The sequence below is a fragment of the Pedobacter aquatilis genome, from assembly GCF_032678425.1.
Taxonomy (GTDB): Bacteria; Bacteroidota; Bacteroidia; order Sphingobacteriales; family Sphingobacteriaceae; genus Pedobacter; species Pedobacter aquatilis_B.
Genome location: NZ_JAVTSG010000001.1, coordinates 1039838 through 1066023, shown reverse-complemented (window position 1 = coordinate 1066023; position 26186 = coordinate 1039838). Strand labels below are relative to the sequence as shown.

Here is a 26186-nt window from a genome sequence, read left to right as displayed (position 1 = left end):
AAATGGCAAAAGAAGAAAACCACGCTTGGCATAGCGTATCACCTGGTGCAAACGTTCCAGAAATTGTAAATGCGATTATAGAAATTCCAAAAGGCTCAAAAGCCAAATATGAAATAGATAAAGAATCTGGTTTAATTAAGTTAGACAGGGTTCTTTTTTCATCAGTAATGTACCCTGCAAACTATGGCTTTATTCCACAAACTTATTGTGATGATAAAGACCCATTAGATATTTTAGTGCTTTGCTCTGTAGATGTTTATCCAATGACGGTTATTGAAGCTAAGGTTGTTGGTGTGATGCATATGGTTGATAATGGCGAGCAGGATGATAAAATTATTGCAGTTGCTAAAAACGATATGTCAGTTAATTACATCAATGATTTAGATGAATTGCCTCCACATACGATGAAAGAAATTGTTCGTTTCTTTCAAGATTACAAAGCATTAGAAGAGAAAAATGTAACTATCGAACATTTATTAGGTGTTCGCTATGCGCACAAAGTGATAAGAGAAAGTATAGAACTTTACAATACAACATTTAGAGAATTAGCTTAATGGATTTACCCACGGTCTGTTTGATTTTAAATTTAAAGTTAAGCGCAATCCTTCCATCATCAAACCTGGCGATGGTTGCCTTACAGGAAACTGATACAACATCAGTTGGATGGCGGTTATTTTTCGCATTATTTTTAGTCCTTTTAAACGGATTTTTCGTTGCAGCAGAGTTTGCAATTGTTAAAGTTCGGGCATCACAAATCGAAATAAAAGCAAAATCAGGCAGCAGAGTAGGTAAAATGGCTAAAACAATTATCCATAATCTGGATGGTTATTTAGCCGCAACACAATTAGGTATAACGCTTGCATCACTTGGCTTGGGTTGGGTTGGTGAAGGCGTTATGCATACCATCTTTAAAAACCTTTTCGATAGTTTGGAATGGGGTCTTAGCGATGCTTTTATCCACTCAGCATCGACAATTGTAGCATTCTCGCTTATTACGATTATGCATATTGTTTTTGGTGAGTTAGCGCCTAAATCATTTGCAATTCAAAGACCCGTTGCAACTACACTTTTTGTATCGGTTCCGCTTCAAATTTTTTACGTTGTATTTAAACCGTTCATCTGGACTTTAAATAGCCTTGCAGCTGTAATTTTAAAACCTTTTGGTATCGATACTTCTGCCGGACACGAATCTTTGCATAGTACCGAAGAATTGCAATACCTGCTCGACCAAGGTAAAGAAAGTGGTGCACTGGACAATAATGAGCACGAGCTTATCAAAAACGTATTCGACTTTAATGAGCGTGTTGTAAAAAACATCATGGTACCCAGAACCAAAATTTCGGGTATCGAATTATCCTCAACCAAAGAAGATGTTATCGATAAGGTCATCAAGGAAGGTTATTCCCGTTTACCTGTTTATGATGAAATCATGGATAAAATTGTTGGTATTATACACGCCAAAGATATTTTGCCATTGGTTGCATCTGGTAATCAACATTGGACATTAAACGATATTATTCGTAAACCTTACTTCGTTACAGAAACAAAAAAAATTAATGATTTGATGAGTGAGCTGCAAAGTAATCGCATTCAAATTGCTATTGTTTTAGATGAGTTTGGTGGTACAGCCGGAATGGTTACCCTTGAAGATATTGTTGAAGAACTCGTTGGTGAAATTCAAGATGAGTACGATGAGGAAAAACCTTTGGTTGAAAAAATCTCAGACAACGAATTTATTGTAAATGCTTTTGCAACGGTTTATGATGTGAATGAGCATTTGCCACATGATTTGCCAGAAGATGAAGATTTTGATACTATGGGAGGCTTGGTTTCTCATGTTTTTGAAAGAATCCCTGAGGTTGGTGAGAGCAATGAATCTTACGGTTATCTGTTTACCATCCTTAAAAAAACAGAGCAAAATATCGAAACCGTTAAGTTAGAATTAGTCCTCAATAAAGAAGATATGGTTGATAATCACTAATTTCAACTATGAATATTTTTTACACGCCTGATATAATTGATTCTTTCTATACACTAAATGAAGAGGAAAGTAAGCATTGTGCAAGGGTTCTTCGTTTGCCTATTGGCGCATTAATTTATCTGGTTGATGGAGTAGGTGGGTTTTATACAGCCGAAATTACTTCAGATAATCCTAAGCGTGTTACACTTAAGATAATTAAGGTAGAAACCGAATACGGGAAAAGAAATCATTATCTACACATTGCGGTTGCCCCAACTAAAAATATCGACCGCTTAGAGTGGTTTCTGGAAAAAGCTACAGAGCTTGGGATTGATGAAATCACGCCAATTATTTCAGATAGATCAGAGCGCAGAGTGGTTAAGGAAGACCGCTTAAATAAAGTGATTACTTCTGCCGTTAAGCAATCTATAAAAGCTTATCATCCAAAAATGAATGAGGCGATTTCTTTAGGTGATTTTATGAAACAACCATTTGAAGGCAATAAGCTAATTGCGCATTGTATTGATAAAGGGGAGAAAAAATACATTTCTGACTTGGTTAGTCCATTTCAAAAATATTTAATTTTGATTGGTCCGGAGGGTGATTTTACGCCTAGCGAAGTTGAAGAAGCTTTGAATAAAGACTTTAAAGCCCTAACTTTAGGTAATAACAGATTAAGGACAGAAACTGCAGCACTTGCGGCCTGTTTCGAAATCAATTACCTAAACAGATGAGTTTAATTTACGATTTACGATTTACGATTTACGATTGCAAGAAATCAAGTAAGAAAAAATCTATTCTACTTCTGTTATCTTTTCTAGTTCTTTGTTCTTTAATCCTTATTCTCTCTTCTTTTAGTTTTCCTCCATCTTATCGCATGGCGAAGTTAAAATACAGCGGTGGCGGCGATTGGTATGCAGACAGAACAGCGCTTCCGAACTTAATTGCTTTTTGTAATTCAAATTTAAAAACGAATTTTTATCCTGAGGAAAGTATTGTTGAAGTTGGAAGTAAGGAGTTGTTCAACTTTCCATTTATTTATATGACCGGACATGGTAATATTGTGTTCAGCGATCAGGAAGCTAAGAATTTGCGACAATATTTAACGGGTGGAGGTTTTCTTCATATTGATGATAACTATGGTTTGGATAAGTTTATTCGTCCGCAAATGAAAAAGGTTTTTCCCGAATTGAGCTTTGTAGAATTGCCTGCTAATCATAGCATTTATAATCAGAAGTTTAAATTTCCTAATGGTTTGCCAAAAATCCATGAACATGATAATAAAAGACCTCAAGGCTTTGCCTTAATTTATAAAGGTCGTGTGGTTTGTTATTATACCTTCGAGTGCGATTTAGGTAATGGTTGGGAAGATTTTGGTACGTACCCAGAGGATACACAAGAAACCCGTTCAAGAGCGCTGAAAATGGGCGCTAACCTTGTTCAATATGCCATAACGCAATAAATATGTATAAAGTAAAAGTTAACGATAATTTTCATTTTGAGCTTGAAGAATCTTCAAATGATTTTTATTTAAATGGGTCGAAATTAAATGTTGATTTAAGTGTTATCTCCAATAACGCTACCAACATCATTTATAATGACAAATCTTTCAATACAGAAGTTGTGGCGATTAATAAAGCTGAAAAAACTTGTGTGGTGCGGGTTAATGGAAATAATTATTCCATTAAGGTTGAAGACCAATTTGATCAGTTATTAAAGCAGCTAGGTTTAGATAATATGGCATCAGCTAAAATTGCGGAAGTAAAAGCGCCTATGCCAGGTTTGGTTTTAGATGTAGTTGTTGAGGAAGGTTCGGAAGTTAAAAAGGGGGATAATCTTTTGATATTGGAAGCAATGAAAATGGAGAATATTATAAAATCACCAACTGACGGCGTAGTGAAAAAGATATCGGTTAATAAAAGCGATAAAGTAGAAAAGAATCAGGTTCTGTTGCTTTTTAAATAAAATGCATTCAAATAAAAAGCCCCGATATTTTCGGGGCTTTTTATGTTATTATCTTTTCGGATTGAATTGCTTTGGCTTAGCTTGTTTAAAGTTTCGCTTACCTGCTGTACTAATTTCAGGTGCTCCAAGCATGGTCATCGCACAACGGAAACCAACTTCTGCAGAAGCTTCATCTTGTTGCAAGAAACGGCGGGTTGCCGGATTTAACCAGTAAGCCATATCGTTCCAAGAACCACCCTTAAACACTCTCGATTTATCATTTACTAATGAAATACCTTCATCATTTAGTAATTTATTTTGTCTGTCGCGATAGCCACGCTCATCTGCCTGGTAAGAAGTTACCATTGAAGTTGGGTCTGGAGATTTAGCAATCGAATCTGCTCTTTTTGCCAAAGCTTGTTTCTCTGCCCAGGTTAACTTTTTACCTGAGTAAGCATTTGCTTTAATTGGCTTGCCATATTTATCTAAAGCAATTTTGCCGTTTGCAGCATCAGCCAATTGTTTATCCTGGAATTGGTTACCACGATAAGGGTTAAAAGCTTCAGCATCGGTAAAAGTACCTGTACGATATACGTCGTTTACCCATTCATTAACGTTTCCAGCCATGTTGTACAAACCAAAATCATTTGGATTGTAGGAAAGAACCGGAGCAGTTAAATCTGCCTTATCATTTAATGAACCGCCCACACCCATATAATCACCAGGTGCTCTTTTAAAGTTGGCTTGTACTAAACCTCTGGTTTTTTTGCTAGCAGAACTAACACCTAAACCGTTCCATGGATAAATTTTATTCTGATTAATGTTTTCGTATTCCGTATTACCGATTAAACCTAGTGCAGCATATTCCCATTCTGCTTCAGTTGGTAAACGATATGGCTGCATAATAACACCATCTTCTAAAGTTGCATTTCTGGTTGGTGTTGCGTTACCACCTCTTCCGCCTGCAGCGCCAACAGATGCGCCGGCTTTTGCATTATAGTCTTTCGGGGCATTCCTACCTTTATCATCATACTGGCCGTTTAAGTAAGCATCTGTATTAAAAGGCTTATCTGGTCTTGCAGTTGTAGCGGCGGTAGTTGTATTACCACTTGCAGGGTTGTTACCTTGAGCAAGCGTTTTGTAATCTGTTAAAATACCTTTCTGACGAAGAATATATTCGTTAGCCTGAGAAGTTCTCCACTCACAAAAGCGAGATGCTTGTTCCCAACTCACACCAACTACAGGATAATCTCTGTAAGCCGGATGTCTTAAATAGTTATCTACGTAAGGTTCGTTGTAAGATAAAGCACGACGCCAAACCAATGTGTCCGGAAGTTCATTGTAATAATATTCTCTGTCTTCAGGATAACTTGTTCTAATCCAGTGTAAATATTCTAGCCAATCAGTATTAGAAACTTCCGTTTCATCCATATAGAAAGAGGGAACGGTAACCTGTCTTTTGTAATTGTAAATGTTTGGCTCAACACCAGCTACTTCGATAGCACTGCCACCAACAACCAAAACACCACCTTCAATTGGAATTAAACCTGGGCCGGGTGCACGTTTATACTTAGTAGCAACAGCAAAACTTCCATACGTCTTGTTGTTTTTATCAGCATAAGGAATGCCTGTTTTACTTGATACGCCACCTTTGTTTCCTCCGCATGAAGATAAAAGTGTAGCAACAGCAATGCAGGCAATAGAATATAGTAATTGTTTTTTCATATGATGCAATATCATGATTAGGGCTTATTCAACCGATAAATTTACGGAAATTTAAATGATTTAGTAAAATTTGTGTTAATAATTGTTTTGGATATCTTTTTTTAAGCAAAACGTATTAATAATCAATGTATTGTGTTTTGTTAAAAATTTCTGAAAATGTATTTTTTATTGAGGTTATTCACATAATTTGGTGTGTTTATTGCCATATGTAATTTTCAAATAAGTTAGTTTACAAGGTTTAGGTTATGTTAAAGAAAATATTAATTATAGTTTTTTCGCTATTTATTGTTCTAATTGCAGCAGCGGCGGCAATTCCGATGTTTTTCAAAAAGGAAATTAATGCGAAAATTAAATCATCCATAAATAAAAATGTAAATGCCAAGGTCGATTTTAAAGAACTCGATTTATCATTAATTTCATCATTCCCCAACCTGGGCATAAAAATCAACAACCTTTCTATTAGTGGTGTAGATAGTTTTGCTAAAGATACACTTGCAAATGTTAAGCAACTTCAATTAAATGTTAATTTATTAAGTGTTTTAAAGGGTGAAACCTATCAAATCAACTCCATAAATCTGGAAGAACCAAAAATATTTGCCAAAGTATTAAAGAGTGGTGTTGCAAATTGGGATATTATGAAGCCCGACTCTGGTCAAGTTCCTGTAGATTCTTCAAAAAGTACCTTCAAGGCTGCTTTGCAAAAATATTCGATAGCGCAGGGCACTGTTATTTATGATGATGCATCATTAGGTTTTTATATGAAACTGGATAGTTTTAATCATACTGGAAAGGGAGATTTTACGCAGGATTTATTTACGCTAGATACGCAATCAGAAATTGAAAAGTTAACGGTAAAGTATGGTGGAATTCCGTACCTGAATGGGGTTAGATTAGATGCTGAGCTTCCTATTCAAATGGATTTAAAAAATATGAAGTTTACTTTTGCCGATAATAAAATTAAGTTAAATGAATTGCTTTTATCAGCCATAGGCTACTTATCTATGCCAAATGAAACCGATATTGCTATGGATTTTAAATTTGATGCAAAGCAATCGGAACTCAAAAATTTTCTGTCCTTAATTCCATCAATTTATGCTGCAAATTTTAAAGATTTGGAGGCAACAGGTAAATTTTCGATGAATGGAAATGTGAAAGGAATTTATAATGAAAAATCTTTGCCATCTTTTAATGTTAATTTATTAGTAGAAAATGGCAAAATTAAATATCCATCGTTGCCCTCTGCAATTAATAATATTCAGATTAAATCTCAAATCAGCAACCCAAATGGCGTAATTGACAATACTGTTGTAAATGTTCCTTCATTTCATTTGGAGTTTGGGCAAGTTCCTGTTGATGGTAGATTACAGCTCAAAAACCCTGTTTCAGATCCTTTTGTGGATATGGCTTTAAAAGGAAAATTAGATTTGAAGCAGTTGACAACTATTTTTCCGATGAAAGATATGGTTTTAAGCGGTATTCTAGATGCTGATGTTAAGGCGGCGGGTAGAAAATCTTCAATTGATAAACAACAATACGAAGCATTTAAAGCATCGGGGCAAATTATTGCTAATAACTTTAATTATGCCGGAAAAAATGTGCCAATGTCGGTTAGCGTTCCATCTGCCAAATTAATTTTTAGTCCGAAAAATATTACATTAAGTAACCTCGCTGCTAAAATTGGAAGTAGTGATTTTACTGCTAATGGTGCTTTGAATAATTATTTAAGCTATTTCTTTAATAAAAATCAATCGCTGCAAGGTAATTTTAACATGAGCTCGAACTTGGTTAACGTTAACGAGTTGATGGGACCAAAAGCTGCAGAAGCGACGACTTCAGAAACGGCATCGCAATCTAAACTAACCGTATTTGAAGTTCCAGATAAGGTAAACTTTAATATTTCAGCAAAGGCAAATAAGGTAATTTATGATAATTATGATATTACAAATGCGATTGGGACATTACTGGTAAAAGATAGAACCATCACTTTTAAAAATTTAGGCATGAACATGCTCGACGGCAGGCTTCGTATGGATGGAACTTATGCTACAATAAATCCTAAAAAGCCAAAGGTAGATGTTGACTTCGGTATCGATAATATGAACATTCAAAAGGCTTTTCAAGCGTTTAATACAGTTAAATTATTAGCTCCAATAGCGAAATTTACGAAAGGCTCTTTTTCTACAGATTTAAAATATAACTCTGATTTGGATGAAAATATGAAGCCTGTTTATTCTACCATAAATGCTGAAGGTTTAACCAACATTATCCAGGCCATGATAGATGGTTTTGAACCATTGAATAAATTGGCTTCGTCGCTCAGTTCTGATAAGCTGAAGAAATTGGAGTTAAATAATGTAATTACCAAGTTTAAAATCAAAGATGGAAGGTTAAATGTTTCGCCTTTTGATATAAAGAAAGATGGAATTGTTATGAATGTTCAGGGTTCAAATGGTTTAGACCAAACGATGGATTATAATCTTGCACTAAATTTACCACGAGCAATGCTCGGCAGCAAAGCAAATGAAGCGGTTAATACCATGTTAGGTAAATTAAACAGCAAGGCCGGAACAAATGTTGCGATGAGTGAAAATGTAAAAGTTGATGCTGTTTTAGGCGGTACATTTTTAAAGCCCACTATTAATTTAAAATATGGTTTGGCTGATGCAAAGTCATCTGCCAAGGCAGCTGTAAATTCAGTTTTAGCCGAGAAGAAGGCTGAATTGGAAATTAAAGCACAAGCAAAAATAGATACGGTTAGGGCAAAAGCAACAGAAAAAGTTAAAGATGCTATCGCTGATAAATTGAATAATTTGTTTAAAAAGAAGAGTAATAATTAAGGGTTATTTCAATTTGTATTAGGTAATTGTTGGTTTTGATGTAGAGAGGGGTTCATTTAAGACAAAAAAATGTAGTTTTAGTTAGTCTAAACTCTAAAAATCGTAAGTTTACTGTAAAATATAAATTGAGCTTTCACGTTTGATGATTATATCTTTTAAAAGTATTAACTTACCTGAAATCTTAAATACATACCCTAAGGATGAATTTCAAGTACATTTGTAAACTTGCTTTTTCTGCGTTGTCGGCTGTTTTGGTATTTGGCAAAGCGAATGCACAAGTTACAATAGGTAATACACAAACAAACGGTAGTGAGTCCAATAACATCATTACTGCTGTTCCATTTTTATTAATTACACCCGATGCAAGGGCTGGTGCAATGGGTGATGCTGGTGTTGCCATAACTGGCGATGCAAACTCTGCAAGCATAAACCCTGCAAAACTGGCTTTTCTTGAAAAACCATATGGTTTTGCGCTTTCTTACAGTCCTTGGTTAAAAAGCCTGGCTCCAGACATTAATCTGGCTTATGTAAGTGGTTTTTATAAACTGGATGATAGAAATACAATTGGTGCTTCGTTAAGGTATTTTTCTTTAGGGCAAATACAACTTACGGATATTAACCAACAGGATTTGGGCATTGCCAATCCTAATGAACTTGCATTTGATGTTACCTTTGCCAGAAACTTCGGAAAAGAATTTTCATTGGGAAGCTCGTTAAGGTATATTTATTCAAACCTGGCTTCTGGTCAATTTTCGTCAACCGGACAAGTTCGGGCAGGCAGTGCATTAGGGATAGATATTGCCGGATTGTATAAAACATCAACCACAATGTTTGGTAAAAATGCAATCGTTTCTGCCGGTGCAAATATTTCGAACATTGGCACTAAAATGAGTTATTCTGATGGCGGCGAAAATTATTTTCTGCCAACAAACTTTAAGCTAGGTGGAGCATCAACAATAGAAATTGATGATTTCAATACCTTCACGTTTGCTTTAGACTTTAACAAATTATTGGTTCCAACGCAGCCAATTTACGACTCTAATAATAATATTGTTAAAGGAAAAAACCCTAACCGTTCGGTGCCTGCAGCAATTTTTGGTTCATTTAGTGATGCTCCGGGAGGTTTTAGCGAAGAGCTAAGAGAAGTTGGAATTTCTACAGGTTTTGAATATTGGTATAATCAACAATTTGCGGTACGTGGCGGATATAATTATCAAAGTCCGCAAAAAGGTGATAGCAGGTATTTTACTCTAGGTGCAGGTTTGAAATACAATGTTTTCAATATTGATTTTGCCTACTTAATTGCAAATGCTCAAACCAGTCCGCTGGCAAATACTTTGCGCTTCAGTCTTCTTTTTAATTTCGGCGATAAAAAGGTATTTAGATAACCTCGTTTCGAAATATTTTGGCATTTTCGTGCCACAGTTATTTAATTCATTATGAAAATTAGAGTAGGTTTCGGGTTTGACGTTCATCAGCTAAAAAATGAACATCCTTTCGTGGTTGGCGGTGTAACACTCGAACATCATAAAGGAGCATACGGTCATTCTGATGCAGATGTATTGCTTCACGCAATCTGCGATGCATTACTTGGTGCTGCGAATTTGAGGGATATCGGATTTCATTTTAAAAATACGGATGATAGATGGAAAGGAATAAGCAGTATTATTTTGTTGAAAGAAACTGTAAAATTATTAAATGAGAAAAACTGGCAGGTTGGGAATATTGACGCAATGCTCTGCCTTGAAGCGCCAAAAATAAATCCTCATATACCAGCAATGCAGCAGAATATTGCTGAGGCCATCGGGATTTCTACTGAAGATATTTCTATAAAGGCAACAACTAATGAGCAAATGGGATTTGTTGGGAGAGAAGAAGGTGTTGTAGCGTATGCGGTTTGTTTGATAGAAAGGCCATAACCTTAACATAAAAAAGCAGATAAACTATTGCTTACCCCGCTTTCGGACTATAAATTTTAAACCTGTTTACTCTTCTAGATAACCGAATTTTCCTTGGTTGTAATCCGCAATTGCCTGATGAATTTCAGCTTCAGTATTCATTAAAAACGGACCATACTGGTGAATGGGTTCGTTAATCGGTAATCCACTTAAAATTAAAACAACGCTATTTTCTTCTGCTTCAATTGAAATAAATTCTCCTTGGTTTTTAAAGTAAACAAACGCATCCGCTTTTGCATTTTCCTTACCATTAATGATAATAGAACCTTCAATAACCATAAAGCCAGTATTATTTTCTTTTGAGAAATTGAAGCTTGCTTTTCCATCTTTGTGAAGCCGGGCGTTGTAAACCTCAATTGGTGTAAATGTACTTGCTGAACCTTGTATACCTTCATAATTTCCAGCGATAATTTCAATTTTCCCACCATCATCCGGTAAATTAAAAACAGACATGTCGGCTTGTTTAATGGCCTGATATTTCGGGTTGCTCATTTTATCTTTAGCTGGGAGATAACCCATAATTGTACCATTTGAAATGGTCCTCCGTTAAGGCTATATTCTGCCTCATGATATTCCTTATGCAAAATACCGCTGGCTGCTGTCATCCATTGCACATCTCCGGGGTAAATAACACCACTATTTCCCGAACTATCGTGATGTGCAACTGCACCATGATAAGCAATAGTAATGGTTTCAAATCCGCGGTGCGGGTGAACGCCAACACCGCGGGGATTTTTTCGGGCAGAGAATTCTATTTTCGAGCCGTAATCCATCAAAAAGAATGGATTCATGTCAATTTTATATCCACTAGGGAAAAAATTGTGTACTCTAAAACCATCGCCAACCATATGTGGTGCCGGTGCGTCAAATACCTCTGCAACTGCTCTATTTTCCATATCCGGAATAATTAAGACTCGTTTTTACCGATTGAATTATTTTAATAATTATGCTTGTTTAACGAATTGTAATTCGCCCAAAATTCTAACTTCTTCGCTTACCATCACACCACCAGTTTCTAAAGCTGCATTCCAAGATAAACCGAAATCAGTACGGTTAATTTTTCCGCTTAATGTAAATCCTGCTTTAGTATTTCCCCATGGGTCGGTTGCTATACCACCAAACTCTGCCGTTAATTTTACCGGTTTAGTTTCACCTTTAATGGTTAAATCGCCTTTCAAAATGTAGTCACTACCATCTTTTTCCATTGAAGAAGATTTGAATTCTATGGTCGAAAATTTTTCCGCATCAAAGAAATCACCACTTTTTAAATGATTATCGCGGTCAGTATTTCCAGTATCTAAAGAATTAATATCTCCAGTAAACGAAATTTGTGCTTGTTCAAATTCATCACCTTCTGATGTTAATTCAGCAGAGAAAGATTTTAGATTACCTGTTACCGTAGTAATCATAAGGTGTTTAACTTTGAATTGTAATTCGCTGTGGGTTGGATCTAATGTCCATTTTGTAGTTGCCATATCTTTTGGTTTTGATTTTTAATAATTACAACACAAAAGTAAAGCAAGGGGTTTGGTTTGATATTGATGTATGGTAATTAAATAATGATTGATAGAAGGAGTGAATGATAGAATTATTCGATGGCTAGAATATCGAGTAATTGAACTTTGATGATTTGCTACCATTCTCTAATTCAAAACTCTCTCATTCAATAATTAATTAGCTCTGAAATGCTTATTTGCTAATTCTTTTCTTACTCTGCTTAGAGATTCGGGGGTAATACCAAGGTAAGAGGCAATCATCCATTGAGGAACGCGTAGGGTTAAATTTGGATATAACTTAATGAAATCAAGGTATCTTTCTTCGGCTGTGGCGCTCAAAAGCATGTTAATTCGCTTTTGCATAAATCGAATGGAATTATTTAACAGTCTGGTTTGCATAGGCTGCAAACATGGAACTTTAATTGCCGCCTGTTCCATAAAATCATTAGGCATAATTACCACCTCTGTTTGTTCGATAGCATCAATAAAGAATACAGAAGCTTCATTATTCATACTGTTTCTATCAGACATTAGCCAATTTTCAGGTGCAAATTGTAGAATATGTTCCTTGCCCTTAGAATCTATAGAGTATGCTCTTAATAAGCCTTTACAAACGAAAAAGCCGTGTTTTGTAATATCACCCGTATATTGGATAATTTCGTTTTTATCAAACTTTTTTATCTTTAAATCGGTCGATATATCGTCGAATTGATCGTCTGTAATTTGTATTTTCTCTTTGAGATAATTTCTAAACTGATCAATCATGTAGAATGTGAATTACTTTTTTACAGGTTTAATATCAGAAAAATCTACACCACATTTGCAATTGCCGCCACAACCATCTTTTTTAACCTGCAAAGATTTATAAACCAAACGGCCCACATATACCAATGCAACCGCAAAAAGTAAAAAGACTAAAATCGTTTGAGTATTCATAATACAAATATAAGTTGCTTAGTGGGTTTTGAGTTCAGTTTAATGTAAAAAGGTTTTAATGTGATGTCATCTTGAGCTTGTCGAAAGACAATATCAGTGTCTTCGACAGGCTAAGACTAACAATTTTTTTTATTCTTCCATAAAACCAACCGTTCCGCCAACCCAATCAAAATCTGCATTGTACCGAACACCAATCATTTTGCCACGACTTAACCGAGCTAAATTTATACAGAGCTGCGGTTCGCCACCATCAGGCCATAAATACATCATTCTAATTTCGGCTTTAACACCACCATCGGGTGATTGAACAACTGGTTCGTAAGTTACCTTTCGCTGTAAAATCCAGTTTTCTGGGTCTGAAATATTTTTAATATCAGCTTCTGTTACATCAATAATCACGCCCATGCCAGCAAAAGAAAATAAAGGCTTTAGTACATAATTTTCTAAATCTTCAGGAATTGATGTTACGTCATTCAAAAACCTGGTTTCGGGAACAAACTCGCTGTTTAAAAATGGCATGGTGTATTTACTGATTCTGTAAAACCAGTTGGGGTGTGTTACCCATTCTATATCAAGTTCTTCACGAGGGTCGAAACTATTTTTAAAAATGTCAGCGTTGTTTGCAACTTCATCAAATATCAATCTATTGTAGATTCTTTTCAATTGAATTTGCTGACCGTTTTCCTCATAAAAAAGTTGTTTACCAATCTTCTTGATGTCTTCCAAAGCCAGGATTTTAATACCTAGCATTTTTTGCGTTACAAAGAAATCGATTGCTGTTTTTTGGTTAGGTGCGTCAACATCCATCAAGGCAACTTCATGTGGATTATGTTGGCCAATAATAACATCTTTAAGAAGCTTAATGTATTCATCCTCATCGAAACCATTAAAAAAATAGTTTAAAGAACTATCTAATTTGTAGTTCTTTTTAAAAGTATTAGCAAGATGATTTTGAAATCCATATAATGATGGAAAACCTTGCATTTCGATTAACATTGGGGTTAATGCTCCACTGTCGTTTTTACAAATTCCAAAATCGAAGGTTAAAAAATGAGGCTGCTCGTTTTCATTTGGCACGTTCCAATCTATCGGAATAGAATTTTTAGTTAGCTCTTTAAAATTTGGTTGTTTAATCAGTTTTATGATTTCTTCGCCTGCGGCGATTAGTTTTTCTTTTAATTCCTTCGGAATAAATATTGGCGTTTCAGCAACTCTAAAAGGAATTTCGGGATATCCTTCCTGCAAGTCGGTCAAGAAGTTTTTATATTTTTCTTCGGTAAATTGCTGATTAAATTCTTGACGTTGAGCAGGTATCATATGCTTTCATTTAATAATATCGTCATTGCGAGGCACGAAGCAATCTAAATTGATAGAGATTGCTTCGTGCCTCGCAATGACGAGTGCGTAAAATCAACTTAAATAATTGTTTCTATGCCTCCTGTAAATTTCCTATCGCTTTGTTTAAAAAATTTGGCAGAATAACACTCTGAGTAAGTACAATTCTATCCGGATCATCCAAACTGTTAAGCATATCAAAATACTTTGCTTCGCCATGCGTATCGATGATAACTTTTTTCTTTTCTTCTTGTAGCAGATACATTTTCATACCAACAGGATCTGCTTCCGGATGAAACTGGGTTCCAATTATTTCATCAGTAAAGCGAATAGACATCATGCAACGTTCCAAATCAACATGTTTGCGTTCTTTTTCAATGGCTAATAATTTTGCCCCTTTTGCCTCGAAAGCTTCTACGTTTGGTTCTATAACTTGCCAATCTCTGCTATCAACAGAAAAGAAAGGATTTGTAATGCCTTCGAAAATTTCATCTTGCTCACCATCATTTGTAAGCGTAATTGGAAAAATACCAAAGGCGTTAGAACGCCTTTCGGTTACATTACCCAAGTTGTATTTTCTGCAGGCCAACTGAAAAGAATGACAAATTAGAAAGGCATACTTCTTTTCTTCATGCGCAGCATTAAAGTTTTCAATTTGGTCAAGGAGATTGAAAAAATCATTCTCCCATTTTTCGCCCTTGCTTTCTATCGGGCTTCCCGGACCACCACTTGAAATGTAAGCATCGTAATCAATGCCAGGAATTTCACCTTTTTGTCTTAAATCAAAAATATTGAATGTTAAATCAATATTGTTTTCATTTTTATAACGGGATAAAATTTCCTGTATTCCCCGCATGCCCTGATTTGGAGCACCGTTATTCATATCAATAACGGCGACCCTTAAGCTCCTTTTATCCATAATAATTTTTACTTTGCACCTATAAGTGTCTGTGTGGTAATGTAATCTACCACGGCTTCAAAGTTACCAGTTTGTTCGTAAACTGCCAACTGCCTGTCTGCGCCTGTACCGTGTTCTAATATTTTATGTACGTAATTTATATCTTCACGGCAACCTAATTCGTCAACTACATCATCCACAAAATCCAAAAGTTCTAAAACCAGGTTACGGCAATTTACTTCCATTTCCTTACCAAAATCGATTAGGTTTCCATCAATTCCATACCTTGCAGCCCGCCATTTATTTTCGTTTATTAAAGCACGAGAGTAGTTAATGAAAGTCATATTTTGTAAGCGAAGCTTATACAACTTAGCACAAAGGGCCTGAAACAGAGCGGTAAAAGCCATAGTTTCGTCGATTAGCATCGGGCAGTCGCAAATTCTAAACTCTACGGTATCAAAGAACGGATGAACACGTATATCCCACCAAATTTTCTTTGCATTATCCATGCAATTTGTTTTGATAAGGAGTTTTACGTAGTTGTCGTAATCCTCAATGCTATTAAAGATATCAGGAATTCCTGTACGTGGAAATTTGTCGAAAATCTTTGTTCTAAAGGATTTATAACCTGTATTTCTCGATTCCCAAAAAGGCGAATTGGTTGATAAAGCGAAAACGTGAGGCAGGAAATACCTAACCTGATTTGCAATATGTATAGCTAGTTCACGAGATTGAAAGCCAACGTGAACATGTAAGCCAAAAATTAAATTTGAACGTGCAGCTTCCTGTAGTTCGTTAACAATTTCATTATAACGGGGATGTTCAGTTATCAATTGTTTTTCCCAATGCGAAAATGGGTGTGTTCCGGCAGCGCCGATGCGTAGGCCTTGCTCGCCTGCAAGTTGTGAAACTGTATAACGTAATTGCGATATCTCCTTTCGGGCTTCGCTTGTCGTTTTACAAATTCCGGTTCCAACTTCCACAACAGCCTGGTGCATTTCTGCTTTAACCTGGTCTTTGTGTATTTTTTGCGCTGCCTCAACAATTTTTTGGTCGTGCGAGGTAAGTTCCCTGGTAACGGGATCAATTACCATGTATTCTTCCTCTATACCAAGCGTAAATTCATTCATCCTAATGGTTATTAAATTCTAAATCCCTTTTATTTTTTTGCAGCCAGTTTTTTAGCTTTTGCCGGAGCTTTTTCTGAAGCTGTTTTTTCTGGTGCTTTTTTCGCAGCTGGTTTAGGTGCGGCTTTTGCAACAAGCGGTTTCCCTGCAACAGAAGTTTTAATGTATTCTCCCCATGTTAAATTATCCTGACCATCTTTTTGAGCTTTGGCTCTTTCAATGGCGTAATTTGCAGTAGTTTCTACAACCCAATCAAAATTTTCTTGTCCTACGCTTTTAATATCTGCATCTGGCGCAGGGTTACAAAAATCAATTGCAATAGGCACACCATCACGAACGGCAAATTCTACGGTATTAAAATCGTAACCTAAATATTGGCAAAGTTTTAAGGTATATTCTTCAACGGTTTTTAATAATTTTTCGCTCGATGGTTTTGTATCCACCGCATAGCGTAAGTGATGCGGGTTACGCGGATCGTATTGCATGATGCGAACATGTTTTCCGCCAATACAATAAACCCTAAAATATTCGTCGAAAATAATTTCTTCTTGAAGTAACATAACCAGTTGCTCAGTTCCGCTATGTTTATCAAAGAAATCTTCTTTATCGTGAAGTTTATACACATCTCTCCATCCACCACCGTCAAAAGGTTTCATATATGCAGGGAAACCAACATAATCAAAAATCTCATCCCAATTTAAAGGCATGGTTAAGTTCGAAAATGAATCTCCGGTAGTACCAGTTGGATGTTGCCTTGATGGAATTAAAGCTGTTTTAGGTACGGGAACGCCAATTTGTTCGGCAAGCGAATTGTTAAAAAACTTTTCATCGGCACTCCACCAAAATGGATTATTAATTACAGCAGTTCCGGTAATGGCTGCGTTTTTTAAAGATGCACGATAAAATGGCACATCCTGAGATATTCTATCAATAATTACAGCATAACCCAAAGATTGGTTTTGCAATATCTTCTCTATTTTAACGGCTTCGGCAGTAATGCCTTTCTCCGCTTTTTGATTAATCCTTTCGACTACGGCTTCAGGAAATGAGCGCTCCTGACCAAATAAGATCCCTATTTTTTTCATTCGTAATTTAGTTTAATTGTGTAACTGGTTATAATGTATAACTAGTTAATTGTTTTATCGTTAAATTGTTTTAAGTAACTATAACTGTGCAATATAATTCGGAAACATTTCCCTCCATATCGGCCAATCATGGTCGGCATTTTGCCTGATATCCAGCCAATGATTTATGCCTTTTTGAGATAGAATACGCGATAAATTCTCATTATCATTTCTACACATATCTCTATCAGTTGTGCCCAAAACTATTTTCATATAATGAAGTTCAGGGTTGCTATTGTTCATTAGGTTATCAACAGGATTATTGAAGTAAACATCATCATTATAAAATCCATCGAGCTGACCGGTAATATCAAATGCGCCACTCATGCTAAACATATGGCTTACTAACCAAGGATGGCGGAAAGCAAAATTTGCAGCATGATAACCCCCGAAACTACAACCAGCCGTAATGATTTTACTATGTCCGGTTTCATGTCTGGCTAAAGGTGCTACTTCTTCTAAAAGATACTTATCATACCAAATATGATTTTTTACTCTATCTGCGGGATGTATGCTTTTGTTGTACCAGCTTAATTTATCAATGCCATCCGGACAATAAATTTTGATTTTTCCTTCGTTGATAAAACCTTCAACAGAATCTATCAATTTGAAATCTTTATTCTCAAAATATCGCCCCATACTCGTTGGGAACAGTAGAATAGGGATACCACCGTGACCAAAGATGAGCATGTCGATTTCAGCACTTAAATTTGGGCTGTACCATTTTTTATGTTCTTCTTTAACCATACAAAAAATTTAATGCTTTAAGATATAAATTTAATTCTACAAAATTTAATGGTTTTGATTTTAATAAAGCTCAGTGTAAAAAATGGCAACTGATAATTAATAGTTTAGCAAGATTTGTAACTTTGCCCAAAATTCTGAGGCGGTTGCCAGGTGATAGGGGATTTGAATATTATGTATACTACAATTTTATCAGTAAAAGTTAATACCAGTCATTTTAAAATTCCTTCGGCTTATTTAAAGCACGAAGTTGAAATTGATATATATGCCCCTGAAGGTATTTTAGGGAATGAAAAAATAGAGTTATTGCTTCTAAACGATGGGCAGGATGTTGCAAAAATGGATTTTGCGAAAATTTTGCAAGATGCGCATCATAACAAAAGGAATCATCGTTTAATTGTTGTGGCGATTAAAGCTTCAGTTGAGCGTTTAATGGAATATGGCGTAGCCGGAGTGCCAGATTTTAAAGGTCGTGGTGCAAAGGCGGATTTATATTCTGATTTTGTTATTAAAGAGTTACTGCCTTTTGTTAAGAAAAAAATTGCGATGCCAATTAGTGGTAAAGTAGCTTTCGCAGGTTTTTCTTTAGGTGGTTTATCGGCCTTTGATATCGCCTGGAAAAATCCATCGGTTTTTGATGCGATTGGTGTTTTTTCTGGTGCTTTTTGGTGGCGTAAAAAAGATTTGGCAGATGGTTACACCGATGCCGATAGAATTATGCACGAACTTATTGATACCACCTCTTCAAAACCAGATATGAAATTTTGGTTGATGACCGGTACGGAAGATGAAAAGGCGGATCGTAATAAAAACTTTATTATCGATTCTATTGATGATACAATTGATGTTGTAAAATCATTAATGAAGAAAAATTATAAGCGCCCTGAGCATATTTTCTATTACGAAAAAGTTGGAGGCAAGCATGATGTTCCGACTTGGGAAAATGCAATGCCCGCCTTTTTAAATTGGGCTTTTGAGGTTTAAATAGATAACGGGTTTAACGATTAAAAAACCGATTTTTTAATCGTTAATTTTTCACCTTTATCGGTTAGTATACCAAACTCTTCCTTTTTAGCTTGCTCAGCATACCATATTAAAAATTCACATTTATCGGTAAAGCTTTCTGCACTTCGGCCATTTAATTCCAGTATGGTCTGTCCGATATTTAATGACTGTGCGGTGTGATTTGCAGCACCATTTAATGAAACTACTTCGATTTTATTTTTATCATTAAAGTGAAATCCTGCATCGAAGCTGGTTTGTTTTTGTGGGACAATGCTGTTCGGTTGTAGCCAGTATTTTAGTTCTGTATTATTGAGTATTATTTCACTAAAACTCTTTTTTAAGAATGATAATCCGATTTTATTGTGTGTATCATTCATTGCATTTACTTTAAAATTGTTTACAGCAACTCCGCCAAAAACTACTGAATCAAGAAAAAAGGAGTTAGTTGTTTTGCCAATCGACATTGAATTTAAACCCATTGAAGAACTCTTGCTGGCATAAATATTCTCTGGCGATATTTTGCTCATAATTTCTTTGGTACTGCTAAATTTTAAATCCATTGTACAGTTCCCAGCAAAACCAAAATCTATTAGAACACTATCTATAACAGAACCTTGAGCAATTAAATTAGAAAAATGGCGATTTCCGATTATTTTAAAAGGCATTTCTGTCATTCTTTCTTGAGGTGTAAAAGGCTTTTTAGAAAAATAAACTCTATTTTTTTGAAAATCGAACTTCCAGTTTAACTTGTTAATTACATCGCCACCGAGTAAATAAGCATTGTTGCAATAGAGGAACGGCATATCGGCCACAACACTCGTTATGTTTTGAAAATTATACGAGCCGATTTTTAAATCGTTTATCTTCGCAAGATCTAATTTAGCGGAGTTTTTTTGACTATCGTTTATTTTCGTAGAACCTTTTCGTTTAATATTTGAGTTACTGACATTTTCGCTGTTTAATACGCCCATTCCAGCTCCGGTATCAAATGCAAAATCGGTTTTAACTCCATTTAGATAGCCTTCAAAAATTAATAATCCCTTTTCGGTGCCAAAAGTTAGGCTATCTACTTCGTTGTTTTGAGCTGAACTCTTTTTGGCGATGCAAAATGCCAAAGCAATAAATAATATTAATTTTTTCATAATTGTGTGTACGCTCAAAGATGTTTAATTTCTTACAAAGGTTGCAAGTAAAATTAATAGCAACACACATATTATACTTTAAACCCGATTGAAATGAAAATACTTTTTGTTTGTAGTGACCTGAATATGCTTGTCTTGCTGAGGCACGAAGCATCTGCCACCGATGAAACAGATTCTTCGTTCCTCAGAATGACAGAAGTTTAAAAAGATTGTAATGGAAAGCGGGGCCGAACCAAACCTAAATGTTACTGCATTTGCTTTTCTAATTATAAATGAGATAATTACAACATTATCATAGCATTAAATAGTAGGCTACATAGTAGAAAATTCATTTCTAAACATTATCTTTGCGCCAAATTTGAGGCGCATTTATGCAAAAGATTAGAAATATAGCTATTATAGCACACGTTGACCACGGTAAAACTACATTGGTTGATAAAATTTTACACTCTTGTTCTGTATTTCGTGACAACGAGCAAAAAGGAGAGTTAATATTGGATAACAACGATTTAGAGCGTGAGCGTGGTATCACAATCGTGTCTAAAAACGTTTCTGTTCAATACAAAGATGTAAAAATCAATATTATCGATACACCTGGTCACGCGGATTTTGGCGGTGAGGTAGAGCGTGTTTTGAAAATGGCCGATGGTGTACTTTTACTTTGCGATGCTTTTGAAGGTGCAATGCCTCAAACGCGTTTCGTAACGCAAAAAGCTTTGGCTTTAGGTTTAAAACCAATTGTGGTTGTAAACAAAGTTGATAAAGAAAACTGTCGCCCTGAAGAGGTATACGAGCAAATTTTTGAATTGTTCTTTAACCTTGAAGCTACTGAAGATCAATTAGATTTCCCAGTTATTTACGGTTCGTCTAAACAAGGATGGATGAGTACAGATTGGCAAAAACCAACTACTGATATTTTTGCTTTGTTAGATGCTGTTGTAGATAATATTCCTGCTGCACCAATTAACGAAGGTAGCTTACAAATGCAAATTACGTCGTTAGATTATTCATCTTTTGTAGGTCGTATTGCTATTGGTCGTGTACACCGCGGTACAATTAAAGAAAACCAACCGGTAACTTTAATTAAACGCGATGGCAAGATTGTTAAATCAAGAGTAAAAGAATTATATACTTTCGAAGGTTTAGGTAAGGTAAAAGCTACTGAAGTAAGATCTGGCGATATTTGTGCGGTTGTTGGTATTGATGGTTTTGATATTGGTGATACAATTGCTGATTTCGAGAATCCAGAGCAATTACCAGTTATCAGCATTGATGAGCCTACAATGAATATGTTGTTTACCATTAACAATTCACCATTTTTTGGTAAAGAGGGTAAATTGGTAACTTCTCAACGTATTAAAGACCGTTTGATTAAAGAAATGGAAAAAAATCTTGCCCTTAAAGTTGTCGAAACTCAAGGTGCAGATTCATGGTTGGTTTATGGCCGTGGTATTCTCCATTTATCTGTTCTAATCGAGACTATGCGTCGTGAAGGTTACGAATTGCAAGTTGGACAGCCACAGGTAATTGTTAAAGAAATTGATGGTAAAAAACATGAGCCGGTTGAAACTTTAATTGTTGATGTACCTGCTGAAGTTTCTGGTAAAGTAATCGAATTGGTAACTCAACGTAAAGGTGAGTTGTTAATTATGGAACCAAAAGGCGATTTACAACACTTAGAATTTGAAATTCCATCTCGTGGTATTATCGGTTTACGTAACAACGTATTAACTGCAACTGCTGGCGAGGCGATTATGGCGCACCGTTTCAAAGCTTACGAGCCTTGGAAAGGTACAATTCCTGGTCGTTTAAATGGTGTTTTAATTTCAATGGATAAAGGTACAACTACTGCTTATTCAATTGATAAATTACAAGATAGAGGTCGTTTCTTTGTAGATCCAGGTGTTGATATTTACGAAGGACAAATCTTAGGTGAGCACATCCGCGATAACGATTTAGTAATCAACATCGTTAAAGGAAAAGCTTTGACTAACATGCGTGCTTCTGGTACTGATGATAACACCCGTATTGCACCGGCAATTAAATTCTCTTTAGAGGAATCTATGGAGTACATCCAGGCTGATGAGTACATCGAAGTTACGCCTCAAAGTATGCGTTTACGTAAAATCTTCTTAACAGAACAACAACGTAAAGCAAACGGTAGCAAAAACTAATAACTAAAAACTCCCCCAAAGGGATTTTAAATACTGAAGCCCATTTCTTAATTGAGATGGGCTTTTTTTGTACCTCACCCTGTGAAAGCAACCAATTGATGAAAATTTTATGCTTTCCCTATCCTTAAGGAGAGGGAATTTAGGTTCGTTTTTAAGTCCTTCGCAGTTTTTACCACCTAAGAAATTTGCCAAAGCAGTAACTTGGGTGAGGTTTTTGAAAATCAGGTTTCAACACTCTTTTCAGTGTCCGTCCTTCTTTCCGCTTAATCTTTTTTAAACTTCAGTAATTCGGAGCATAAAAGATGTGTTTTTCATCGCTCAGAGATGCTTCGTGCCTCAGCATGGCATGAAAATTTATGGTTGTACAATTAAAAAAGTATATCGCTGCAATAAGGTTTAATAAATTTGGTCTGTACACAGAACAAAGCAACCACGTAAAACGCCAAAAGTTAATCACTTGATTGAATTTTCGTCAGCGGAATTTCAAAACAACTAAAAGGAATAAAAATCTAACAATTTCATGGCAATTGATTTTTAACATGCATCTAAATTTGCATTGTTAAACTAATCAAAGGCCTTATGATTAATAAGATTTTATCTCGGATTGGGATTTTTTTATTAAACGCACTTTCTCTTTTACCACTATTTCTACTATATAGATTAGCCGATGCTTTTTATTTATTAATTTTTTACGTGTTTAAATATCGTAGAAAGGTGGTTAAAGAGAATTTATATAACGCTTTACCCGAAAAATCTGCAGCCGAACTAAATGCAATAGAAAAAGAATATTATAAGTTTTTATCGTCACTCTTTGTAGAAGTGATAAAAATGAAAAGTATCTCTAAAGCTCAATTAAACAAGCGTGTTAAGTTTAAAAACACCGATTTAGTTGAAGCTTATTTGCAAAACAATGAAAGTGTATTGTTCTGTTCATCGCATTATGGCAACTATGAATGGGTTTGTATGGCAATCGGTTTAAACTTTTCTGGTCAACATTACCCAATTTACAAACCCTTAAGTAGTGAAGCTTTTGATAATTGGTTTTTTAACATGAGAAGCAAATTTGGCAACAACATGGTTTCTATGCGACAAACTTTAAGGGCTGTACAGGCCAATAAAAACAGTGCAAGTATGTTTACTTTCGGCAGCGACCAAGCGCCATCAAAAGAAGAATCAATTTACTGGACCAACTTTTTGCATCAGGAAACTTCTATCCAGCTTGGTATAGAAAAGATCGCAAAAAAGACTAACCGGCCAGTATTTTACCTTAAAATAAATTATTTAAAAAGAGGTTACTACGAAGTTGATTGCGTGCCGATTTGCTTACATCCTAAAGAAACGGCAGAGTTTGAAATAACTGAATTGCATACCAGGTTTTTAGAAAACATGATTCAAGAGCAGCCTGCTTATTGGTTATGGAGCCATAGGCGATGGAAATATAAACCGGATATTAACTTACCCAAGATTGATTTGGGTGACTTGAATAATGAATCGCTTTTAAGTCGTTCTTAAAATCATCGCAAGCTAATTTTGTAAATTCAAAAGCTTTATATTTTTAAAATTATATTTGCTTTAAAAGCTATTGATGAAAGTTTTCAAAAGAATATTTGCGGTTCTGATTACCATAGTTTTAATTGCTGCAATTACACTTTTTGCATGGAAGCCTTATCTTATTCGGGTTTTACAATACCGAACACCCGATGCAAATACCTATAAAATTTTTCCGCAAGCTCTTGTTCATAAAAGTGATTCTGCATTTCATTTTATTAAAACTACTAACAAAAGAAATGATTTAGATACACTTCATGTATTTGATGCAAAAAATCAATTCATCAGCTTTAAAGATTATTTTAAAAATGGTGAAATTAATGCGTTTTTAGTGATTAGAAACGATACCGTGCTTTATGAAAAGTATGATAACGGTTATTCAGACAGTACCTTAACTACAATATTTTCGGGTGCTAAAAGTATCATTTCAATAATGATTGGAAAGGCTTTAGATAATGGCAGCATCAAAAGCTTAAATGAAAAGGTAATAAACTACATTCCCGAATTAAAAGCTAATTCTGCTTATCAACAAATTACCATTAAAAACCTGCTTGATATGAAATCGGGTTTAAAATTTCAAGATGCATTAGGGGGGATTACAAAAGCATTCTTTTCTGATGAAGCTAAATATTTCTATACCCATGATATGAAAGCTGAGCTGATGAAAGTTAAGCTTGTAAATAAACCGGGAACACTTTGGCAATATAAAAGTATTGATCCTATTCTTTTAGCCTGGGTTTTAGAGCGTGCTACCGGTAAATCTGTTGCCAATTTCTTCGAAGAAAATATATGGAAAGATTTAGGCACAGAATATAATGCAAGTTTCGGTTTAGACCATAAAAACGGATTGGCAAATACAGCAAGCCGCTTTCAGGTTACTGCAATTGATTTAGCAAAAATCGGCAGATTATTCTTAAATAAAGGGAATTTTAACGGCAAGCAAATAATCTCTGAAAACTGGGTAAAACAATCCATAAATATTGATTCAGAAAAAGCTGCATCTGCAAAAGGTTGGCAAAAATCTGCTCATCATTTTTTATGGTGGATTCCGCAAGAAGGCGATAATGGTGATTATGCTGCCGAAGGTATGTTGGGACAAAGATTGTATCTCGACCCTAAAACCAATACAATTATTGTTCAATTCGCAAGCCGTGGTGCTGGAGATTATCCTTATCGAAAAATTAGCAGGCATTTAGCAGGTTTGCCATTTTCTTATCCGCAGAGGTAAATAAAAACGGCCAACCAAGGTCAGCCGTTTTGAGTAATCTAGAAAGAGCGTCCAAATTCTTTAGCACTTTCTTCAAAGACTCAATTCATTTATTTTTTAATAGGATGATGTAATTAAGACATTAGTAAATAAGATTTTGTTTTAAAAAACTCATTTTCTGTAGTTTAATAATTACAAAAATTAACAAATGTTAATCATTCGTTCTTCTATTCTTTAAAAAATAAAAAGCCAAATTTCCTGCAATAATAAAATGGTTAAAAATATTCGGAATTAAACCATAATACTTAGTAAAAATCTGAAAACGTTCTTTTAAACTCTCGCGATGTTTCTTTTTGCTCATTCCGCCAACCAAATATTTAGCCACGTAACGATGAACATTTACAATGTTTGATGCTTTCTTAGCCGCCTTGATAATCCAATCAATATCCGAACTGTATTTGTAATTTAAATCGTAAGGAGTAAGAATACTTCTGCGTATGTATATCGCCTGATGGCTAATGCTCATGCCATATTTAAAACTTTTCCAGGTGAAATTTTCCGGAGCTTCATGTCGCCTCCTTCCTAAGTTTTCCCAATTATCATTGTACATTTCAGTTTCGCCGTAGTAAATATCAGCACCTTCTGCTGTCTTGAAAATATCTTCAACAGTTTGCACATCGTAAATTTCATCACCAGAATTCATAAACAATACATAATCTCCGGTTGCCAAAGCAAGTCCTTTGTTCATGGCATCATAAATGCCTCTATCTTTTTCAGAAACAATTTTTGCTACATGATTACGGTATTTTTCTATTACTTCAAGTGTTCCATCGTTAGATGCACCATCGATAATAATGTATTCAATATCTTTAAAAGTTTGGTTAATAACAGATTTTATCGTTCGCTCTACATCTCGAACATTGTTATAAACGATTGTTATTACGGTTAGTTTAGGCAAGTGTGTAAGTTTAGCTTTTACGTAAATTTAAAAAATATTAATAAGTTGATTTCACGGACTAAAAAACA

Annotated in this window: 25 protein-coding genes; 12 read left to right on the top strand and 13 right to left on the bottom strand. The window is 35.3% G+C overall.

Features of this window, described 5'->3' with window-relative positions; translation table 11 throughout:
• The first annotated feature begins 2 nt into the window (after positions 1 to 2).
• The 5 genes from R2Q16_RS04455 to R2Q16_RS04435 all read left to right on the top strand — a co-directional run bounded on the left by R2Q16_RS04455 (position 3) and on the right by R2Q16_RS04435 (position 3925).
• The gene (locus R2Q16_RS04455) at positions 3 to 554 is read left to right on the top strand and encodes an inorganic diphosphatase (protein ID WP_231458761.1); all 552 of its coding nucleotides are present in this window, start codon (positions 3 to 5) and stop codon (positions 552 to 554) included.
• Between the two features lie 71 nt (positions 555 to 625).
• Positions 626 to 1981 carry a hemolysin family protein gene (locus R2Q16_RS04450; RefSeq protein WP_316735775.1) on the top strand — a complete coding sequence of 452 codons (1356 nt, stop codon included), beginning with the start codon at positions 626 to 628 and terminating at the stop codon, positions 1979 to 1981.
• 8 nt (positions 1982 to 1989) lie between these two features.
• Positions 1990 to 2694, top strand: a complete 705-nt coding sequence (locus R2Q16_RS04445; RefSeq protein ID WP_316735413.1) for a 16S rRNA (uracil(1498)-N(3))-methyltransferase — start codon at positions 1990 to 1992, stop codon at positions 2692 to 2694.
• Between the two features lie 143 nt (positions 2695 to 2837).
• Positions 2838 to 3422: a DUF4159 domain-containing protein gene (locus tag R2Q16_RS04440; RefSeq protein ID WP_316735411.1), complete on the top strand. Its 585-nt coding sequence runs from the start codon at positions 2838 to 2840 to the stop codon at positions 3420 to 3422.
• Positions 3423 to 3424: 2 nt separating this feature from the next.
• Positions 3425 to 3925 carry a biotin/lipoyl-containing protein gene (locus R2Q16_RS04435; protein ID WP_316735409.1) on the top strand — a complete coding sequence of 167 codons (501 nt, stop codon included), beginning with the start codon at positions 3425 to 3427 and terminating at the stop codon, positions 3923 to 3925.
• 48 nt (positions 3926 to 3973) lie between these two features.
• Here R2Q16_RS04435 and R2Q16_RS04430 read toward each other — a convergent pair whose 3' ends face one another.
• Positions 3974 to 5629: an SUMF1/EgtB/PvdO family nonheme iron enzyme gene (locus R2Q16_RS04430; RefSeq protein ID WP_316735407.1), complete on the bottom strand. Its 1656-nt coding sequence runs from the start codon at positions 5627 to 5629 to the stop codon at positions 3974 to 3976.
• A gap of 245 nt (positions 5630 to 5874) precedes the next feature.
• On the opposite strand from R2Q16_RS04430, the gene R2Q16_RS04425 reads away from it, so the two are divergent.
• From R2Q16_RS04425 to ispF, 3 genes are all read left to right on the top strand, one after another.
• Positions 5875 to 8466 carry an AsmA-like C-terminal region-containing protein gene (locus R2Q16_RS04425; RefSeq protein ID WP_316735404.1) on the top strand — a complete coding sequence of 864 codons (2592 nt, stop codon included), beginning with the start codon at positions 5875 to 5877 and terminating at the stop codon, positions 8464 to 8466.
• Between the two features lie 200 nt (positions 8467 to 8666).
• Entirely contained in the window at positions 8667 to 9854 is a 1188-nt protein-coding gene (gene porV / locus R2Q16_RS04420; protein ID WP_316735402.1) for a type IX secretion system outer membrane channel protein PorV, read from the top strand.
• A gap of 51 nt (positions 9855 to 9905) precedes the next feature.
• Entirely contained in the window at positions 9906 to 10385 is a 480-nt protein-coding gene (ispF, locus tag R2Q16_RS04415; protein WP_316735400.1) for a 2-C-methyl-D-erythritol 2,4-cyclodiphosphate synthase, read from the top strand.
• 66 nt (positions 10386 to 10451) lie between these two features.
• Here the strand turns inward: ispF and R2Q16_RS04410 are convergent, their stop codons facing one another.
• From R2Q16_RS04410 to R2Q16_RS04365, 10 genes are all read right to left on the bottom strand, one after another.
• On the bottom strand, positions 10452 to 10943 hold the full coding sequence (locus R2Q16_RS04410) for a pirin family protein (RefSeq protein ID WP_316735398.1): 492 nt from the start codon (positions 10941 to 10943) through the stop codon (positions 10452 to 10454).
• Entirely contained in the window at positions 10913 to 11320 is a 408-nt protein-coding gene (locus R2Q16_RS04405) for a pirin family protein (protein ID WP_316735397.1), read from the bottom strand. Before R2Q16_RS04405 ends, R2Q16_RS04410 begins: the two co-directional genes overlap by 31 nt.
• Positions 11321 to 11368: 48 nt before the next feature.
• Entirely contained in the window at positions 11369 to 11899 is a 531-nt protein-coding gene (locus R2Q16_RS04400; protein WP_316735394.1) for a YceI family protein, read from the bottom strand.
• 195 nt (positions 11900 to 12094) lie between these two features.
• Positions 12095 to 12685, bottom strand: coding sequence for a Crp/Fnr family transcriptional regulator (locus R2Q16_RS04395; protein ID WP_316735392.1), 591 nt, complete (start codon positions 12683 to 12685; stop codon positions 12095 to 12097).
• Positions 12686 to 12697: 12 nt separating this feature from the next.
• Complete coding sequence (locus R2Q16_RS04390; protein ID WP_290242284.1) at positions 12698 to 12856, bottom strand: FeoB-associated Cys-rich membrane protein; 159 nt, start codon at positions 12854 to 12856, stop codon at positions 12698 to 12700.
• Positions 12857 to 12985: 129 nt separating this feature from the next.
• Positions 12986 to 14173 carry a hypothetical protein gene (locus R2Q16_RS04385; RefSeq protein WP_316735387.1) on the bottom strand — a complete coding sequence of 396 codons (1188 nt, stop codon included), beginning with the start codon at positions 14171 to 14173 and terminating at the stop codon, positions 12986 to 12988.
• A gap of 112 nt (positions 14174 to 14285) precedes the next feature.
• On the bottom strand, positions 14286 to 15110 hold the full coding sequence (locus tag R2Q16_RS04380) for a glutamine amidotransferase-related protein (RefSeq protein WP_316735385.1): 825 nt from the start codon (positions 15108 to 15110) through the stop codon (positions 14286 to 14288).
• A gap of 8 nt (positions 15111 to 15118) precedes the next feature.
• A complete protein-coding gene (locus R2Q16_RS04375; RefSeq protein ID WP_316735383.1) occupies positions 15119 to 16219 on the bottom strand; it encodes a carboxylate-amine ligase in 1101 nt (366 codons plus the stop codon).
• A 29-nt stretch (positions 16220 to 16248) separates the two neighbouring features.
• Positions 16249 to 17301, bottom strand: coding sequence for a hypothetical protein (locus R2Q16_RS04370; RefSeq protein WP_316735381.1), 1053 nt, complete (start codon positions 17299 to 17301; stop codon positions 16249 to 16251).
• A 78-nt stretch (positions 17302 to 17379) separates the two neighbouring features.
• A complete protein-coding gene (locus R2Q16_RS04365; RefSeq protein WP_316735379.1) occupies positions 17380 to 18087 on the bottom strand; it encodes an esterase family protein in 708 nt (235 codons plus the stop codon).
• Between the two features lie 171 nt (positions 18088 to 18258).
• On the opposite strand from R2Q16_RS04365, the gene R2Q16_RS04360 reads away from it, so the two are divergent.
• Entirely contained in the window at positions 18259 to 19068 is an 810-nt protein-coding gene (locus R2Q16_RS04360; protein WP_316735377.1) for an alpha/beta hydrolase, read from the top strand.
• Between the two features lie 20 nt (positions 19069 to 19088).
• Here the strand turns inward: R2Q16_RS04360 and R2Q16_RS04355 are convergent, their stop codons facing one another.
• Positions 19089 to 20231, bottom strand: coding sequence for a retroviral-like aspartic protease family protein (locus tag R2Q16_RS04355; protein WP_316735375.1), 1143 nt, complete (start codon positions 20229 to 20231; stop codon positions 19089 to 19091).
• A gap of 371 nt (positions 20232 to 20602) precedes the next feature.
• Between R2Q16_RS04355 and typA the strand changes: the two genes are divergently transcribed.
• From typA to R2Q16_RS04340, 3 genes are all read left to right on the top strand, one after another.
• Positions 20603 to 22405, top strand: coding sequence for a translational GTPase TypA (gene typA / locus R2Q16_RS04350; protein WP_316735372.1), 1803 nt, complete (start codon positions 20603 to 20605; stop codon positions 22403 to 22405).
• Between the two features lie 579 nt (positions 22406 to 22984).
• Complete coding sequence (locus tag R2Q16_RS04345; RefSeq protein ID WP_316735370.1) at positions 22985 to 23917, top strand: lysophospholipid acyltransferase family protein; 933 nt, start codon at positions 22985 to 22987, stop codon at positions 23915 to 23917.
• A gap of 73 nt (positions 23918 to 23990) precedes the next feature.
• On the top strand, positions 23991 to 25181 hold the full coding sequence (locus R2Q16_RS04340; RefSeq protein ID WP_316735368.1) for a serine hydrolase: 1191 nt from the start codon (positions 23991 to 23993) through the stop codon (positions 25179 to 25181).
• Positions 25182 to 25371: 190 nt separating this feature from the next.
• On the opposite strand, the gene R2Q16_RS04335 is transcribed toward R2Q16_RS04340, so the two are convergent.
• Complete coding sequence (locus tag R2Q16_RS04335) at positions 25372 to 26118, bottom strand: glycosyltransferase family 2 protein (protein ID WP_316735366.1); 747 nt, start codon at positions 26116 to 26118, stop codon at positions 25372 to 25374.
• Between the last annotated feature and the right edge of the window lie 68 nt (positions 26119 to 26186).

Coding starts and splice junctions, on each gene's coding strand:
- R2Q16_RS04455 (WP_231458761.1), top strand. CDS start 3: ATGGCAAAAGAAGAAAACCACGCTTGGCATAGCGTATCACCTGGTGCA.
- R2Q16_RS04450 (WP_316735775.1), top strand. CDS start 626: ATGGTTGCCTTACAGGAAACTGATACAACATCAGTTGGATGGCGGTTA.
- R2Q16_RS04445 (WP_316735413.1), top strand. CDS start 1,990: ATGAATATTTTTTACACGCCTGATATAATTGATTCTTTCTATACACTA.
- R2Q16_RS04440 (WP_316735411.1), top strand. CDS start 2,838: ATGGCGAAGTTAAAATACAGCGGTGGCGGCGATTGGTATGCAGACAGA.
- R2Q16_RS04435 (WP_316735409.1), top strand. CDS start 3,425: ATGTATAAAGTAAAAGTTAACGATAATTTTCATTTTGAGCTTGAAGAA.
- R2Q16_RS04430 (WP_316735407.1), bottom strand. CDS start 5,629: ATGAAAAAACAATTACTATATTCTATTGCCTGCATTGCTGTTGCTACA.
- R2Q16_RS04425 (WP_316735404.1), top strand. CDS start 5,875: ATGTTAAAGAAAATATTAATTATAGTTTTTTCGCTATTTATTGTTCTA.
- porV (WP_316735402.1), top strand. CDS start 8,667: ATGAATTTCAAGTACATTTGTAAACTTGCTTTTTCTGCGTTGTCGGCT.
- ispF (WP_316735400.1), top strand. CDS start 9,906: ATGAAAATTAGAGTAGGTTTCGGGTTTGACGTTCATCAGCTAAAAAAT.
- R2Q16_RS04410 (WP_316735398.1), bottom strand. CDS start 10,943: ATGGGTTATCTCCCAGCTAAAGATAAAATGAGCAACCCGAAATATCAG.
- R2Q16_RS04405 (WP_316735397.1), bottom strand. CDS start 11,320: ATGGAAAATAGAGCAGTTGCAGAGGTATTTGACGCACCGGCACCACAT.
- R2Q16_RS04400 (WP_316735394.1), bottom strand. CDS start 11,899: ATGGCAACTACAAAATGGACATTAGATCCAACCCACAGCGAATTACAA.
- R2Q16_RS04395 (WP_316735392.1), bottom strand. CDS start 12,685: ATGATTGATCAGTTTAGAAATTATCTCAAAGAGAAAATACAAATTACA.
- R2Q16_RS04390 (WP_290242284.1), bottom strand. CDS start 12,856: ATGAATACTCAAACGATTTTAGTCTTTTTACTTTTTGCGGTTGCATTG.
- R2Q16_RS04385 (WP_316735387.1), bottom strand. CDS start 14,173: ATGATACCTGCTCAACGTCAAGAATTTAATCAGCAATTTACCGAAGAA.
- R2Q16_RS04380 (WP_316735385.1), bottom strand. CDS start 15,110: ATGGATAAAAGGAGCTTAAGGGTCGCCGTTATTGATATGAATAACGGT.
- R2Q16_RS04375 (WP_316735383.1), bottom strand. CDS start 16,219: ATGAATGAATTTACGCTTGGTATAGAGGAAGAATACATGGTAATTGAT.
- R2Q16_RS04370 (WP_316735381.1), bottom strand. CDS start 17,301: ATGAAAAAAATAGGGATCTTATTTGGTCAGGAGCGCTCATTTCCTGAA.
- R2Q16_RS04365 (WP_316735379.1), bottom strand. CDS start 18,087: ATGGTTAAAGAAGAACATAAAAAATGGTACAGCCCAAATTTAAGTGCT.
- R2Q16_RS04360 (WP_316735377.1), top strand. CDS start 18,259: ATGTATACTACAATTTTATCAGTAAAAGTTAATACCAGTCATTTTAAA.
- R2Q16_RS04355 (WP_316735375.1), bottom strand. CDS start 20,231: ATGAAAAAATTAATATTATTTATTGCTTTGGCATTTTGCATCGCCAAA.
- typA (WP_316735372.1), top strand. CDS start 20,603: ATGCAAAAGATTAGAAATATAGCTATTATAGCACACGTTGACCACGGT.
- R2Q16_RS04345 (WP_316735370.1), top strand. CDS start 22,985: ATGATTAATAAGATTTTATCTCGGATTGGGATTTTTTTATTAAACGCA.
- R2Q16_RS04340 (WP_316735368.1), top strand. CDS start 23,991: ATGAAAGTTTTCAAAAGAATATTTGCGGTTCTGATTACCATAGTTTTA.